Raw genomic sequence first — 16084 nt, forward strand, 5'->3', positions numbered from 1 at the left:
CCGGACCGGACGTGGGCCGCGCCACCCCGGCGGTGGCAGCCGTCCAGAGGAGCTAGGACAGTCCCAGTTCCGGGACCGGGAGCTTGAAGATGTCCTTGAGGGCGTGCTTTGCCGCGTGCATCCCCGGCATACCCGTGACGCCGGGACCGGGCGGCGTCGATGACGAACACAGGTAGACACCCAGCAGGGGTGTCCGCCACGGGACGGGAGATACCACCGGTTTCTGGACAAGTCCGCGGACATCCATCACGCCGGCACTGAAGTCGCCCCCGATGTAGTTGCGGTTGTAGTCGGCCAATTCCGCAGCGGTGATGGCGTGCGATTCCACCACAAGGTCGCGGAAGCCCGGCGCGAACCGTTCCAATTGGGACACCACCTGGCTGGTCATGTCCTTCGTCGAACCGGACGGCACATGGCAGTAGGTCCACAGGATGCGCCGGCCTTCCGGTGCGCGGCTGGAGTCGAAGCGGGACGGCTGGGCCACGAGCACATACGGCCGTTCGGGGTGGTGACCGGCACTGACCTCGTTCTCTGAGCGCGCGAGTTCAGCCCGCGTTCCGCCCACATGGACCGTCCCGGCATCGGAGAGCCCGGCTGCCTGCCACGGCACTGGCCCGGACAGGATGAAGTCCACCTTGCAGGAGCCGTTGCCGTAGCGGAAACGCTCCAGGGCCCGCCGGTAATGGGCAGGAAGGGAATTCCCCGCCATGTCCAGCAGCCCCTTGGGCGCCACGTCGAGCAGGGTGGCGCGGGAGGCAGGAAGCTGTTCGAGCCGGTCGATCGGTGTTTCGGTGTGGATGACGCCGCCGTGGGCCTTGATGTCCTCGGCAAGTGCTTCCGCAATTGATGCGGAGCCGCCGCGGGGGATAGGCCACCCGCCGGCGTGCCCCAGGGCGCCGAGCATGAGACCGGCGCCGGAGGCGGCGAGGGAGGGCAAATGCGAAATGGCGTGGGCGGCCACACCGCTGAGGAGTGCCGGCGCAAGGTCATCCCGGAACCTGGTGTTCCACAGCCCGGTCCCCTGCTCCATTGTCCGCAACCCATAGACGGCGGCCACCAGGGGGTTCCGGGGGATCCGGAGGAGCTGGTTCTGCGTGAAGTCCATGACATCGTCAATGTGCCGGACCAATGGTTCCATCAGCCGCCGGTACGCAGGGCCGTCCTGGCCTAGCTCCGCTGCCGTCCTGTCCAGCGACTTGTAGGCCAGCGCCGCGCGGCCGCCGTCCAGCGGTGACCCGAAAGAAATCTCCGGCGTAACCAGTTCCACCCGCCGGGGCAGCTCGAACGCGCGGAAAAAAGGGGACGCAACGGCCATGGGATGCACCGCGGAGCAGACGTCGTGAAAGTGTCCCGGCTGCATGAGCTCTGTGGTCCGGGTGCCGCCGCCGATTTTGGGGGCCGCCTCGAAGACCTCCACTGACAGCCCGGCCCGTGCCATGACCACTGCTGCCGAGAGTCCGTTGGGACCGGAACCTACTACCGCGACATCAGGCATGGGACCTTGCTTTCGAAGGAAGCAGCGGCGCAGCCGGCCCAAATGGGCTTAGCCGGAACCGGTCGGGCGCGTTGGCAAACGGACCGCCGTGGGGATCGTCGAGGTGGTGCCGGCGGATGGGATCGTACGCAGGATCGTATATATCCCAGACGACGCGGGCCATGAGGTAGGCCACCGCGGCCATGTGCGCGGCCACAGCCAGGACGTAGTAGGGCATGTCCAGGTTGTGCTGGGAGGAACCTGCGCTGGTCACCTGACCAAGGTACATCCAGATGGCAGCCCAATGCAGGGCTTCGACACCCTGCCACACGAGGAAGTCACGCCATCGCGGCCTGGCCAGTGCGAGCAACGGAATGAGCCACACCACGTACTGCGGGGAATAGACCTTGCTGGTCAGGATGAAGGCGGCCACGATCAGGAATACGAGTTGCGCCAGGCGCGGGCGGCGACGGGCCGTGAGGGCAACAGCGGCGATACCGAGGCATGCCACCACGAAGAGGCCGCCCGACAGGAGGCTGACGCCTTCGGCATCCAGCTTGGACCAGTGCAGCCTGTCTGCCACCAGGTTGTAGGCAAACCAGGGCGAACTGTAACCGGCGCCCCGGTCGGCGCTGTACTGGAAGAAATAGGTCCAGCCGGAAAAGTTCGCGAGGGCGAACGGGAGGTTGACCACCAGCCATGCGGCGGCGGCGCTCCCGGCGGTAACCAGCAGTGGGCGCCAGCGGGCAGTCCGCACCGCCAGCAGCAGGATGGCCCCGAGCACCAGGAGGGGATACAGCTTGGTGGCTGTGGCCAAGCCGATCAGCACCCCGGCGGGAACCAGCCGCTGCCGGGCAAAGAGGTACATTCCCAGCGCAAGCATGCAGGCAGCCCAGAGGTCCCAGTTGATGGTCCCGGCCAGCACGATGCCCGGCGCCAGTGCCACCATGGCGGCGTCCCAGGGACGGCGGCCGGGCATCCGGGCAGTCACCAGCACGGTAATCATGGCCGCGGCCGCCAGCAGGACGGCGTTGATGTCGTAGTAGGCCAGTGCCCGGGCGCTGGCGTCCCCTCCCGGGACCAGCCATGCCGTCAGGCCCGCGATCAATCCGATGAGCACCGGGTATTCGAACAAGCTGCCGCTGCCCACGATGGGAAAGACTCCCGCTGCCATGCCGCGGCTCCGGAACAGCTCCGGAAAGTCCGAATAGCAGGTGGCATAGAACTGCGTGGGCGTCTCCCACCCGTTGGCCCTGCAATAACCCTTCAGCAGGATCCCCAGCAGGGCTGCCAGCGCCGTGAGGGCAATGAGCACCCGCTCCACGGTAAAGATGCCGGGGGTGACGACTCCGGGATCCGTCCGGGTCCCCAGCGGGCCGCCTATTACCTCGGTGAACTTCCGCAGGAGGGTGTCGCTTCGGCTGGGCACCACGATGCGGGGCCGTCGACCATCCTCCGGCGGCTGGGTTTCGTGCATGGGATCGAGCTTACAGCCGGCCCCCGTCCCGCGGGACCGGGGCCGGCCGTCAGCGCAGGCCGCCAACCTGCTGGTGCATCAGCACGAATACGTCATTTCGATGCTGCTCAAGCAGGTCGCTGTTCAGAGAACTGTGGCGCTGCAGGGGACGGGACAGGAGTCTCATGATTCTTTGCATCAATGGAGCCACCTCCTTTCTTTGGCGTCAGCAAAAGGGCATGACAAATTAGCGCCTTTTTAGGCGCAAAATAGCATGGAAGTAATAAGGGGTCGGCATTCCATAAGGAAATGCCAATTAATTGCAGGACTCAGCGCAATTTGAATCTGACAATTACGGGAGTTGCTGCAGCGGAACTGGCCTGTGCCTGCCTCGTAAGGCTCGGGCAGGGACCGTCCGACGGCAAGGCAGGGGTGATGCCGTGGGCTACCAATGAGTCAGCAGGGATAGTTCCGTTACCCGGACATTTGTCCGGGCGGAATCCCGTGAGTGGTCCCGGCCGGAAGGCTGGTGCCGGTTAGCGGCGCCGCAGGCCCGGGAAGGCGGCTGTGCGCCAGGTATCCGGGGCAACCGAGGCAACGCGTACGGAATCAGCAAAGGCCGGGAACGCATTGATGAGGGCATTCCATTCGCCAGTCAAAGTCATCATTTTCCCAACCTCCTTTTCTGCTGTCCGCTGCGTGGTTTGCGATGCGGCCGATAGCCCCGCATAGTCACCGCGGGGTCAGGAATAAAAGTACCGCAGGTTTCCGCGAATTACCAGCAATTGCGGCAGAAAAGGCAATAAATCTTGGAATTGGGTGTTCTAGAGGCCCCAGCGGACAATTGCGGGTGTCTTCTTATCCCATCCCAGGGTGCAGACTTTGGCCGTCCCCAGGACAAAGTGCCGTCCCTCCGCAGGCGGCAATTCAAGCCACCGGGCGGTCAGGATCCGGGAGAAATGCCCGTGTGCCACGATCAGCACATTGTCCATTCCGGATTCGAGGATCCGGCCAATGATCTTGTCAGCCCTGGCAGCAACCTCGTCCAACGTCTCGCCGTTGGGTACCCCGTGGGTCCAGATCAGGTAGTCGGGGTTGTCCTTGCGGATCAGGTCGGAGCTGATGCCTTCATAGTCGCCATAGTTCCATTCCACCGCGAGTGGCTCATGCCGGGCATCAGGGAAGCCGGCCAGTTCGGCGGTCCGGCGCGCACGCCGCAGCGGGGAGGTGAGCACCAGGTCGAAGTCGACGCCGTCCAGCACCTTGCGGGCTTCCACGGCCTGCTGCTCACCTTCCACCGTCAGGGGGAGGTCGGTCAGGCCGGTGTACTGTCCACTTTTGGACCACTCAGTCTCACCGTGGCGGAGGATCCAGAGCTGGGGGCGCGGGGCAAGGGCGGGATTGGTCACTTGGACTCCTCAACGGGTGAAGGTTCGACGACGGCGGGAGAGGCTTCTGCCCCGGGGCCGGCAGGTGCTGATTCAGGCTGTTCGGCCCACCAGCGGAGCAGGCGCGCCTCCGCTTCCCCGGTGGGCAGCGGACCGTGCTCCATCCGTTCATTCAGGAGGAACTTGTAGGCCCGGCCCACCACGGGGCCCGGTTTAAGCGCCAGCAGCTCCATGATCCGGGCACCGTCGAGGTCCGGCCGCACCGCGTCCAGGGATTCCTGTTCGCGGAGGGCTGCGATCCGCGACTCAAGGTCGTCGTAGGCAAAGGCCAGGCGTTCGGCTTTCCGCTGGTTCCTGGTGGTGACGTCGGAGCGGGTAAGCCGGTGCAGCCGCTCCAGCAGCGGGCCGGCGTCCGTGACGTAGCGCCGGACTGCGGAGTCGCTCCAGCCGGCGTCACCGTAGCCGTAGAAGCGCATGTGGAGTTCCACCAGCCGTGCCACGGCCTTGGTGGTGTCATTGTCGAACCGCAACGCCTTCATGCGTTTACTGGTGAGCTTGGCACCTACCATGTCGTGGTGCCGGAAGCTCACCGCGCCGCCCGGTTCGAAGCGGCGCGTAGCCGGCTTCCCGACGTCGTGCATCAAGGCTGCGAAGCGCAGCACAAAGTCCGGACCGGGTACGGGTCCGTTCCCGTCCGTCTCAAGTTCGGCTGCCTGTTCCAGGACCTGCAGGGAGTGCTGGTAGACGTCCTTGTGCCGGTGGTGCTCGTCGGATTCCAAGCGGAGCGCGGACACCTCGGGCAGCACATGTTCGGCCAGTCCCGTGTCCACCAGGAGGTCAATCCCTGTCCGCGGCCGCGCCCCGCACATCAGCTTGACCAGTTCGTCCCGCACCCGCTCCGCGGAAATGATCTTGATCCGGTCGGCCATGCCCGTCATGGCTTCCCGGACGTCGTCGTGCACCGAAACCCCCAGCTGCGCGGCGAACCTGGCGGCGCGCATCATCCGCAGCGGGTCATCGGAGAAGGACGCTTCCGGCGCCCCGGGCGTGGCCAGGATGGAAGCGTGGAGGTCGCGGACCCCGCCGAAGGGGTCCACCAATTCCATGGACGGCAGTTTCAACGCCATGGCGTTGATGGTGAAGTCCCGGCGCAGCAGGTCATCCGTCAGGGAGGAACCGAAGGCCACTACGGGTTTGCGGGAGTCTGGATCGTAGGCCTCGGCCCGGTAGGTGGTGATCTCGATCTGGAAACCGGCCTTGCGCATGCCGATGGTCCCGAAAGCCCGGCCGATCTCCCAAAAGTTGTCCGCCCACTTCTTAATCAATGCCACGGTCTGGTCCGGGGTGGCATCAGTGGTGAAGTCCAGGTCAGGGGACGTCCGGCCAAGGAAGAGGTCACGCACCGGACCGCCCACCAGGGACAGTTCGTGGCCGGCGTCCACGAAGCGCTGCCCGAGCTCCAGGACCACCGGGGGGACCTTGAAGTCGACAGTGTGGGAATCAATCTTGTGATGTGCGTGCGCCATAGTTCCTTAAGCTTGGCAGAAACCAGCGCCTTGGCAGTCCAAAAAAGCGTCACGATCCGCGCTGATTGGCGTTCCGCTCCGGAAAGTACGTCATATCCCGTCCATGTTGGTGTCATGTTCCGGTCATCACGGGAGGGCAACAGTCGTTAGAGTGGACTCCATGGCCCATCCAGTACCGAGCGCTCCAGGCAGGAGGACAAACGCACCGTTGCCGTCGGCAATAGGTGCGCACGTTGCCCCTGCCCAGCAGTCGGCACCGGCATCGCTGCCAACGGTTGAGGAAGTGTCGGCCGGCGGCGTGGTGGTGGACACGTCCGACGCCGCATTGAGGGTTGCGATCATCGCCCGCCTTAACAGGGGTGGACGCCTCGAGTGGTGCCTGCCCAAGGGGCACCCGGAGGGCAAGGAAAACAACGAAGAGGCCGCGGTCCGGGAAATTGCCGAGGAAACCGGCATCGAGGGCACCATCCTGGCACCTCTGGGCAGCATCGATTACTGGTTCACCGTCAGCGGCCACCGGGTCCACAAGACCGTGCACCATTACCTCCTGCGTGCCACGGGCGGTGAGCTCACCATCGAAAACGATCCCGACCAGGAAGCCGTGGACGTGGCCTGGGTGCCCATCCAGGAGCTGGCGCGGAAGCTGTCCTTCCCCAACGAACGCCGCATCGCCGACCTCGCCCGCGAGGTCCTTCCCGGACACCTGTAAGCCCGGACGCCGCCGTCGTCATTGCGGTGTTAAGTGCCCGCGGGTGAGACGATGAAGTCGATGTCAGCTACCAACTTTCCTTCCGACCGGTCCGGCCGGCCCGATGACGCCGCGCCCGACGGCGTCCCCCCTGAGCCCGCGGCACCGGACCTTGCGGAGCCTGCCGCAGCAGGCGTCAGCGAGACCCGTTCCAGCGCCATCATGGCTGCCGGGACGCTCGTGTCGCGTTTCCTGGGCTTCGGCAAGACCTGGATGCTGGGTACCGCGCTGGGGCTCGGTTCAACGGTCAATGACACGTTCATCAATGCCAACAACCTGCCCAACCTGATCTTCCTCCTGGTGGCCGGCGGCGTGTTCAATGCCGTGCTGGTCCCGCAGATCATCAAGGCCAGCAAGGCTCCGGACAGGGGAGCGGACTACATCAGCCGGCTGCTGACGCTGGCTGTCCTGCTTCTCTTCGGCCTGACGGCATTGGTTACCCTGGCGGCGCCGGGGGTCATCGAGCTGACCACGCAGGGGTACTCGCCGCAGCAGAAGGCCCTCGCTGTCACCTTTGCGTTCTGGTGCCTGCCACAGATCTTCTTCTATGGGCTCTACGCCCTGCTCACCCAGGTCCTGAACGCCAACGGCGCGTTCGGCCCCGCCATGTGGGCACCGATCCTGAACAACGTGGTGGCCATCGCCGGCCTGGGGATGTTCATCTGGATCTTCGGCACCAACGACGTCAATACCCACACCCTGGACAACTGGGGGTCCACCCAGACGCTGTTGGTGGCCGGGTTCTCCACTATTGGCGTTCTGTCGCAGACGGCAATCCTCCTGGTACCCGTCTTCCGGCTGAAGCTGGGACTTCGACCCAGGTTCGGCTGGCGCGGCGTGGGACTTGGCCACGCCGCAAAGCTGAGCGTATGGACGCTGCTGACCGCCGCCGTCGGGCAGCTGGCCTTCCTGTATGTCATGCGCATCGCCACCATTCCCGGCGCCGAACGCATCCGGCTGCAGGAAGCGGGGGACCCTGCCGCGTCCACCCTGCCCGGCAACGCCGTCCTCGAGGTGGCCAGCCAGCTGTACCTGCTGCCGCACTCGATCATCGCGCTGTCCCTGGCCACCGTGCTGTTCAACCGCATGACCCGCGCCTCCCAGGAAGGCAACCGGGTCGAACTGCGGGACGCGCTCTCACACGGTCTGCGGACCATGGCCGTCGCCACCGTCTTTGGTGCGCTGGCCCTGTTTGCCCTGGCCGGCCCGCTGGGCATGTTCTTCTCGGGAGGCCTGCGCCAGGACGGAGTCATGCTGGCCCAGACGCTGACCATCCTGGCCCTCAGCACCCCGTTCATGAGCGCCAACTTCATGATGTCCCGCGTGTTCTACGCCAACGAGGACGCCCGCACCCCGTTCTACGTGCAGCTGCTCCTGGCAGTCGTCTACGTGGCGGGTGCGTTCGCCATCCAGTTCCTGCCGGTGGGCCAGATTATCTATGCCATCGCCGTCCTCTACATGGTGGGCAACATCCTTTCGGTGGTTATCAGCGCAGTGTTCCTGCGCCGCATGCTGGGGCACCTGGACGGCGCCAGGATCGCCAACTCGTACATCCGGATGGGATACGCGGCCCTGGGCTCGGCAATCGCCGGTGCCGTCGCCCTGTGGCTCATGGGCAGCTACAACCCGGACGGTTTCGCATGGACCGGCCGCCTCCAGGCACTCGTGACGCTCATCGTCGTGGGTCCGGTCATGCTGGCCGTCTACTTCCTGCTCCTCCGTGTCTTCCGTGTGTCCGAGCTCAGCGACATGCTCCGGCCCCTGCTGGGAAGGTTTGGCCGGGGCAACCAGGCCGCTGCTCCGGAAGCCGGGGACGCGCCGTCGTCCTCTCCCTCCGATGGATTCCCGGCCCGCGGGAACCAGCCCGAGCGGGCCACCACCTCCGTGGACACCGGGCTCATCCCACGGATTTCCGGCGAGTTCGACGCCGTATCGTTCCGCGCCGGCCCGGACCCCCAGCGCGCGGGCGGCCGCCAGGACACGTACGACGGCGGGGCGCGGCAGGCTGCCGACACCTCCTACCTGCCGGGTGAGGACCAGCCAAGCACCGCCCGCGGCGGCCTGCTCAGCGAGCAGATTCCACTTCCGGGCCGCAGGACGTACCAGGGCAAGGCCGGCGAGAACCCATTTTTCAGTACCCGGCGTAAGCGCAAAAAGTAAGTTCAGCTGCCTGTGGCGGCCGTCTTCTCCGCAGCCGCCCGGGGCGGATCGGCTAGGATCGAACAGATACAGGGGTAGTTGCATTCAGGCCGGGCCGTGCGCGCGGGCACCTGGAAAGCGGTTGCGTCATTGAGGCCGGCAATCCCGGACAGTCTAGGAGGAACACGTGTCCAACCCGATCGATGTCGGATCAGTACTGGGCGGCCGCTACAAGGTCACCGCCACAGTGTTGGCCTCGCACGACCACGATCTGGTGCTGGACGGTGTGGACCAGGTCCTCAACCGGCCCGTCAGCATCCTGGTCGCCGGACCGGAGAACACGGAACAGGTTGCCCAGAGCGCCCGCGAAGTGGCCACCGGCGAACGTCCCGGGACGGTCCAGGTCCTGGATCTTGGCGTCACCGAGGACGCCACCTACCTCATCACCAACCACACCTCCGCTGCCGACCTCCTGGATCTTGTGGTGGCGCCCAATCCGCCATACGTTGAACCGTTCTTCACGGACACCCTGGGCAGCGAGATCTTCGGACAGGCGCGGTCTCACGAGCCTGAACCCTACGACGAAGAAGACCACGTCGAGGCGGGCTACATCAGCTACGCCGATTCACACCCCAACGAGGTTGATAATTACGGTTCAACTCCTGAGCGGTCAGCGCCTGAGCGGTCAGCTCCCGCCGTTCCGCCCAGGCCGCCGGTCCGTCCCGCCGCCCGGCCCGCCACTTCCCAGGGCCGTACCGGAGCCGCTGCCGCAGGTGCGGCGGCTGCAGCTGCCGCCGCAGGCGCAGGCGCAGCCTCTAAGTCGGGTGCCTCGCGGATTGATCCGGATGCCACTGCCGCCCAGCCGGTAGCGCCCACTGCTGCAACCGAATCGGGGCGAGCTGTCTCTGCTGAGGCGGACACGGGCCCGAACGATACTGCTGCTCCGAGCAACAGCCCTGCCGGGGAACAGTCACCGGCTGCTGGCCATAAGCCGAAGGTGTCCTTGTGGTCCGATGACGACTACGCCCAGTCCGGAGACCACGATCCTTATGAGGACTCCGATGGCGCTCCGGAGGAACAGCGTCCGGTCAAGGGCAACGGGGCTCTTTTTGCCCGTGCGGCAGCACCCGCTGCGGCAGGTGTCTCGTTTGCTGACCGGGACGACTACGACGATGACCGGGATGAATCCGACAACCAGCCCCGTTCGATGCGCTGGTTGGTTGGCGGCTTGTTGGCTGTTGTCCTGATCGCGGGCCTGATCTTCGCGGTCACCAATCTTGGAAGCCTCTTCTCATCAGAACCACAGGCCAAGCCAACAGCTGCCCCTGTTACCAGCAATGCTCCGCAGAACTCGGCACCGGCAACCCAGGCAACCCCGTCGGCTCCGCCGGCCGTCCCGCCCGTAATCGAGAGCGTCAGCCGGCAGGGTAATTTCGATTTCGCCGCCACATTCGACGGTGACCTGGTCAAGGCCTATGACGGAAATGCCGCCAGCTACTGGTCCGACATGGAATTCGCGACGGAGAACTGGGGCGGTTTGGCTCCCCAGGGCGTCCCGCTCGTGGTGAAGCTGAAGGGCACTGCTACCGTCTCCTCCATCACGCTGTCCCAGCTCGGAGGATCCGGAGGCAACATCACGGTCTACACCAACGACCGGCCGTCCATGGACGGGGCCAAGGCCGTGGGAACGAACAGCTTCACGTCCACTGACCTGAACATGCCCCTTCCGGAACCTGTCCAGGCACAGTACGTGATCATCTCCATCAATTCGCTCCCCAAGCTTGCAGCACCGAAGACCCGGTACGGTTACGGTCTGCGGCTCGCCGAGATCAAGGTCCAGTAGCACTCCAGCAACAGCGTCAAGCAGGCTGGTGCTGCACTCCGGAGCGCAGCACCAGGACTGTACGCTGGGTGCAGTGCGCCCTGTAACGGCTGGACTTCTTCTGCGCTGCAGGATGGCCCTCGTTGCCCGGGCGCTGGAATATTCAGCAAGCGGACACAGTTGTGCCATGTGGCCGGCCTCCAAGGGGAGGCGAGTCGAACAAGGAAGAGGTTCACGGTCCAGTGACCATCGAAGAGAAGTCGGCGTCGGACGTTCGCGACGTCATCATTGTGGGCTCAGGCCCCGCAGGCTACACGGCAGCCGTCTACACTGCCAGGGCAGACCTCAAGCCTTTGCTGCTGGCTGGATCAGTAACCGCCGGCGGGGAACTGATGAACACCACTGACGTGGAGAACTATCCGGGGTTCCCGGAGGGCATCATGGGGCCGGACCTGATGGAGAACTTCGAGAAGCAGGCGGCCCGGTTCGGGACGGAGATCCAGTTCGAGGACGTTACTGACCTCAAGCTCGACGGACCCATCAAAACGGTCACCATTGCAACGGGGGCGACCTTCAAGGCAAAGGCAGTCATTCTCTCTACCGGCTCCGCCTACAGGGAACTGGGCTTGCCCAACGAAAAGCGGCTCTCAGGACACGGTGTCAGCTGGTGTGCAACCTGTGACGGTTTCTTCTTCAAGGATCAGGACATCGCCGTCATCGGCGGCGGCGATTCCGCCATGGAAGAGGCGTTGTTCCTTACCAAGTTCGCGAAATCGGTAACGGTTGTTCACCGCCGTGACTCGCTGAAAGCGTCCAAGATCATGGCCGACCGTGCACTCGCGCACGAGAAGATCAATTTCGTCTGGAACAGCACCGTTGATGACGTGCTCGGCACGGACAAGGTATCGGGCCTGCGGTTGAAGAACCTTTTGGACGGTTCGCTGTCCGAGCTCGCCGTTACCGGAGTCTTCGTCGCCATCGGTAACGATCCCCGGACGGATCTCGTCAAGGACGTCCTGGACCTGACTCCCGAAGGAACCATCGCTGTGCAGGGGAGGAGCTCCCGGACCAACGTTCCGGGCGTATTCGCTGCCGGCGATGTTGTTGACCCCACATACCGGCAGGCGATTACCGCCTCAGGTTCGGGCTGTGTTGCCGCTATCGACGTTGAGCACTATCTGGCCGACCTGCCCGCCTAATTTTCGCCACCGTAGTTTGAAAGAAAGAGAAGGTTATGAGCAACGCAAAAGATGTAACTGACGCAAGTTTCGGTACCGATGTCCTCTCTGCCGACAAGCCGGTGATCGTTGATTTCTGGGCTGAATGGTGCGGACCGTGCCGCAAGCTCGGCCCGATCCTGGACGAGATCGCGGGGGAGTACAGCGAAAAGGTTGATGTCGTTAAGGTCAACGTTGACGACAACCCCGCCATCGCCGCACAATACGGAATTACCTCGATTCCGGCTGTTTACCTCTTCCAGAACGGTGAAGTGAAGAGCACCGTTATCGGGGCCAAGCCCAAGCAGTTCTTCGAGAAGGAATTTTCCGACGTCCTCTCCTGATAGTTGACGTCCCCGCGATAGGTTTGCAGGGAATGACGCGAAAAAGTGGTCGCCGCCGACTGGCAGTGACCACTTTTTTGCCTTCCTGGCCATTTGAGGTCCCAGGTCCTCCCCGCAGGGACCAGATGAAGGCGACTAGGAACACGGGGCAACCCGCCGGGCCGGTCCTTCTGGACGAACACTTGGCGCTTCTACGCATGCAATGTTTCACGTGAAACGCAGCCGGTTCTACATATATCCCCGCGCTTGCCATCACCAGCCCTTTCTCGCCAATCCGCGGCCGGTTCTGCGATTACACGCCCCAAGGTATGGAATTCGTCAACTATCCAGGGGGTCCGTCGCAGAGCTGTTGATGCGGCGGCCCGCAGAAGCCGCGGGTACCTTGTATTGAGCACTGGAACCAAGCGCGCGCCATTTCGCAGCGGGAAACGTGTTGTCCTGTCTGGTGACGGGGGCCGTCAGGAGTCGACCCGCTTTCATCTCGATGCAAACCAAACAAGGAGCTATGGGCCTGGCCTATGGAATCGAGAACGGTGTTTCACGTGAAACACACAGATAGGGTAATGAGAACGTGGGGCGCCTCCGATTCCCATATCTGCCAAGGGAACACATCAGGTGGACAGTTGCGCCTTGGCGGTGCTGGACGCCTAGGTCTTGTTTGAGACGTTGGGGGCTCTCCACGTGAAGTGCGGAGAAGGATCGGATGTGGACGTACACAGCAGATACGGCCGCTGCAACTCTTCTTCGCGCTCGATTGCACTCCAGTGAGGCCTGTATTGTTGGTACTGGTGCACTCTATGGCGGGCAGGCGGATGCGGCCAGTACTCCGCGACACAGGACACCATGAGGGCAGGCCCGCCTATGGGCTAATCCGTCTCTGCCACCCTGGGCAGCCCCTCACCTAGGCGACAGTCGGCCTGCTCGCCTCCAATCGAGCGTGGTTTGAAATACGGTCACCCCGCACCAGCGGCACGTATAAGGGAACCCAGACGGCCCTCATACCGCCGGTCAGGCTCCCAGGTCTCCGGCCCCACACGTTGCTACCAAGTAGGCACCCTTGGGTTCAGCCACTGTGCGCCTCCGGTTAGCGAAGCAAGGGCATCCTGACGATTCGAGCCTTCGCCAAACAATGATCATTGCTTCGGGGATACCGGGGCCATGAGCAGTGCAGGTCGCGGTGAACTCAGCTTAGGAGCTGGCCGTCGAAGTCAGCAAGGTTGTTGCGCCTGAAGAGTGTCTGCTTCGAAACGCGGTCCAACGTTGTCGTTCGGGGACGCTGTCGGCGCCGATGTCCGGACTTCCAGTGGTCGTTTCACGTGAAACATAGCATCCGTGCCTGAAGCTGTTTCACGTGAAACTAAAGCGGGCTAGCCCGCCCCTCCAAGTCCTACCGCGCGCCGGCGAAATATTGGACACGTGGAACGGACCTACGAGTGCTCCTACGGCATGCTCTCGAGATCCGGGAGTTGGGACTCCAACAGCGGTCTTAGCAATGCCCATATTACGAAGTCCGACAGAGAGGACCGAGAAGTACAGACACGGCGAAGATCCATGTCACTGGATCCCTGCCGGCGGCGAATGGATCGTCGGATCTCTTCACAGCCTGTCCATCCATCTCAGTGCTAGTTGTCGTAGCACTGCCCTTTCCACACACCAGGGACGGGGTTGGGCCGTGGTCAGTAGCACGGCATGACTGTAGTTCCTCTACAGCAGCGTCGCGGTATCCCATACGCGAAGAGGAACCCCGCAGGCGACGGTGACTTAGACGAACAAAGTCGAGGCTAAGGACAGGGCGCGCTTCCCCTCTACTGCATAAGTTATCCACAGCGTTATCCACATCAGCGTTGCGCCTAATCAACAGGGTTATCCACAGGGTCCAGCGAGGTTGGGCCCGCTGAGGAGGGTACTGAATCGACTCATCCTGAGTGTCACCTGGGTGTCGTGCCTGCTCAGCGCCATCCAAGGGCAGATATACACCTTGAGATTTGCCGCTGGTCGTCTCGAAGTGAGACAGGAAATTAACCAACAACGGGTAATATCCCATCTTGTTTCCACACTTTCCGATGTTCTGGGCAGTTTCACGTGAAACATTGCAGTGACGTCACTGCTCCCGGACGAACCTTACGGGTCCGGGCACGAAATGTTTGCTTCTAGTAGGGAAGGGACAGCGCGGCTCTACTCGTCCAGCTGAGGGTCTTCATCCACAAACTTATCCACAGCGATATCCACCGGACGACGTGCCCCCGGACACCTGTGCTGAACGAACACTGACGCGGGTACGGCTACTCCTCGACCTACCGAAGAGCACGGGCCGGTGTGGAAGTCTGGACCGCGATGTGGCAGGGGCATTCAATGACCTGGCTAGCATCGGCGCGTAGACGATGCAACTATCAGAGGGCAGTCAGGTCCTTGCCGGGCTCCTTTAGGCTGCTGCTAACTCTGCCTCGACTGCGGCGGGGGAGGGCTGTGCACAGGACCAGTCACTGCAATGCGTGACCAACTGGAACCCCGTACGGGCAGCCAAATGCTCAGTCGAACCCAAACTTCTTCACCGTGTCCCTTCAGTCAATACCCGGATCATGCTGCGTCGAGGATCTACCTAGAGCGCTTCTGCTGCGCTCAGTCAGTTGGTGTCTCTGGCTTGTTTTGACAACATTTCCGAAGGCTCTTCGAAAGTCATAAGCGGCATGTTTCACGTGAAACAGGTCGTGGTGGCCGAGTAAAGCGCCCGGGAGGATATGCCGCCACAGGTCTTGCGGCGGTCCCATCGCTACACAACTGGACAAGCGCGGCTACTGCGCAGCGCAGTACCTGTCGAAAAGGGGACCGGTCATACCGGCCTTTTCGTGGGATTGTTTACGGCCCATGAGGCTGGTCCGCCCTAGCCGCCGATTCACTCGACCGTTTCACGTGAAACAAGTGCCAGAGACAGCGACGTCCAAACCTGGGGATGAGTTTCACGTGCAACATCTAGCAGACTTTCACTAATGGTCATGAGTAAAGTCAGAGCCCGAATCCCAAGAAGGCGCCACTAAGATGCGCATAGTCCGGTGGCTGCGGACATCAAAGGTCCAATCCACGGGGCGGCCCGTCACTGAATTCGTGTGACGGAGGCTGATTAGAAGGAAAGAGCCGCCAAGAATGATCCAAGGGGGGATTGTTGTCGGATACCTAGCAGCCGCATAATCACTCGAGGAGTAGCAGGTCTCCACCTGCCTGAATTAGCGGCCTTGTTTCCCCGATTCCCTTCAGAACAAAGAGCCCAGGGCGGCGCATCCAAGAATCAACAACGCCTACTCACCAATCCAGCTTCCGTTCCTGGCGCGACGCTACACTATGGTATGGCAGTCGGATGGGCTTCCTTCCTGCGGCCGCACCGATCAGCCGCACCGCGTGCCACAATGGCGGTTGGACGGAAGTCGCACGACCTTTCGCAAGGGCTTACCGAATGAGAGGGACATATGCAGCCTTTAGGTGCAAAGTAGCCAAGCTGCCGCAATGAGGCATTGATTTCATGGATCCCTTGAGTTGAAATCGGGCGACTTCCCGCTTCCCCCAGTAATTGCACAGACACCGGTGGACGTTCCACTACACCTACAAAAGTGAAGGTCTACGCGAAAACGATGTCCGAATCGTCCCCTGAGGAGCTCCAAGAGCCTGTTTCACGTGAAACAAATACCTTCACACGCGGCTCGCACCCGGCCCAACAACCTTACATTTGGTTGGCTGTGCAGAGATCTCTCGTCATGAATCCCGGTTCGAAAATAGCCGCGCCAAAGGTAGCGTTCTGACACGCAGTTCGCGACGAAATACCCCGATAGCCGACGGAAGTTCCGTCCATCAACTTTCACTACAGGCTGCAACACACAATGGGCTGCGATCTGAATCAATAGCCTGGTCCCTCTCCCATGCTCGGTCTGGATGCAGCCGGGCGGGTTCTAGCGTGGAAAGGGGACCGTGTAAGGCGCCG

The 16084-nt window shown here is 62.8% G+C and carries 10 protein-coding genes; 5 read left to right on the plus strand and 5 right to left on the minus strand.

Annotation, left to right across the window (positions count from 1 at the left end; all coding sequences use genetic code 11):
- Positions 1-52 precede the first annotated feature (52 nt).
- From AC1DIP_RS09915 to AC1DIP_RS09935, 5 genes are all read right to left on the minus strand, one after another.
- Positions 53-1495, minus strand: a complete 1443-nt coding sequence (locus AC1DIP_RS09915; protein ID WP_476208178.1) for an FAD-dependent oxidoreductase — start codon at positions 1493-1495, stop codon at positions 53-55.
- Entirely contained in the window at positions 1488-2951 is a 1464-nt protein-coding gene (locus tag AC1DIP_RS09920; protein ID WP_476208180.1) for a glycosyltransferase 87 family protein, read from the minus strand. The genes AC1DIP_RS09915 and AC1DIP_RS09920 overlap by 8 nt, the downstream gene beginning before the upstream one ends.
- A 515-nt stretch (positions 2952-3466) precedes the next feature.
- A complete protein-coding gene (locus tag AC1DIP_RS09925; RefSeq protein WP_476208181.1) occupies positions 3467-3598 on the minus strand; it encodes a hypothetical protein in 132 nt (43 codons plus the stop codon).
- 156 nt (positions 3599-3754) lie between these two features.
- Positions 3755-4339: a histidine phosphatase family protein gene (locus tag AC1DIP_RS09930; RefSeq protein ID WP_141158817.1), complete on the minus strand. Its 585-nt coding sequence runs from the start codon at positions 4337-4339 to the stop codon at positions 3755-3757.
- Positions 4336-5844 (minus strand): CCA tRNA nucleotidyltransferase, encoded by a 1509-nt coding sequence (locus AC1DIP_RS09935; RefSeq protein ID WP_476208183.1) that lies wholly within the window; start codon positions 5842-5844, stop codon positions 4336-4338. The genes AC1DIP_RS09930 and AC1DIP_RS09935 overlap by 4 nt, the downstream gene beginning before the upstream one ends.
- Before the next feature lie 208 nt (positions 5845-6052).
- Here AC1DIP_RS09935 and AC1DIP_RS09940 point away from each other — a divergent pair, with 208 nt between their 5' ends.
- The 5 genes from AC1DIP_RS09940 (at position 6053) to trxA (ending at position 12114) form a co-directional block, all read left to right on the plus strand.
- Entirely contained in the window at positions 6053-6553 is a 501-nt protein-coding gene (locus AC1DIP_RS09940) for an NUDIX domain-containing protein (RefSeq protein WP_476211812.1), read from the plus strand.
- A gap of 60 nt (positions 6554-6613) precedes the next feature.
- Positions 6614-8752, plus strand: coding sequence for a murein biosynthesis integral membrane protein MurJ (gene murJ, locus AC1DIP_RS09945; RefSeq protein ID WP_477733634.1), 2139 nt, complete (start codon positions 6614-6616; stop codon positions 8750-8752).
- Between the two features lie 166 nt (positions 8753-8918).
- Positions 8919-10574, plus strand: coding sequence for a discoidin domain-containing protein (locus AC1DIP_RS09950; RefSeq protein ID WP_477733635.1), 1656 nt, complete (start codon positions 8919-8921; stop codon positions 10572-10574).
- A gap of 221 nt (positions 10575-10795) precedes the next feature.
- Positions 10796-11752 carry a thioredoxin-disulfide reductase gene (gene trxB / locus AC1DIP_RS09955; protein ID WP_477733636.1) on the plus strand — a complete coding sequence of 319 codons (957 nt, stop codon included), beginning with the start codon at positions 10796-10798 and terminating at the stop codon, positions 11750-11752.
- 35 nt (positions 11753-11787) lie between these two features.
- Entirely contained in the window at positions 11788-12114 is a 327-nt protein-coding gene (trxA, locus tag AC1DIP_RS09960) for a thioredoxin (RefSeq protein WP_476208191.1), read from the plus strand.
- The last annotated feature ends 3970 nt before the right edge of the window (positions 12115-16084 follow it).

It is taken from the genome of Pseudarthrobacter sp. 05T312 (assembly GCF_056396685.1).

Coding starts and splice junctions, on each gene's coding strand:
- AC1DIP_RS09920 (WP_476208180.1), bottom strand. CDS start 2,951: ATGCACGAAACCCAGCCGCCGGAGGATGGTCGACGGCCCCGCATCGTG.
- AC1DIP_RS09925 (WP_476208181.1), bottom strand. CDS start 3,598: ATGATGACTTTGACTGGCGAATGGAATGCCCTCATCAATGCGTTCCCG.
- AC1DIP_RS09935 (WP_476208183.1), bottom strand. CDS start 5,844: ATGGCGCACGCACATCACAAGATTGATTCCCACACTGTCGACTTCAAG.
- trxA (WP_476208191.1), top strand. CDS start 11,788: ATGAGCAACGCAAAAGATGTAACTGACGCAAGTTTCGGTACCGATGTC.
- murJ (WP_477733634.1), top strand. CDS start 6,614: ATGTCAGCTACCAACTTTCCTTCCGACCGGTCCGGCCGGCCCGATGAC.
- AC1DIP_RS09915 (WP_476208178.1), bottom strand. CDS start 1,495: ATGCCTGATGTCGCGGTAGTAGGTTCCGGTCCCAACGGACTCTCGGCA.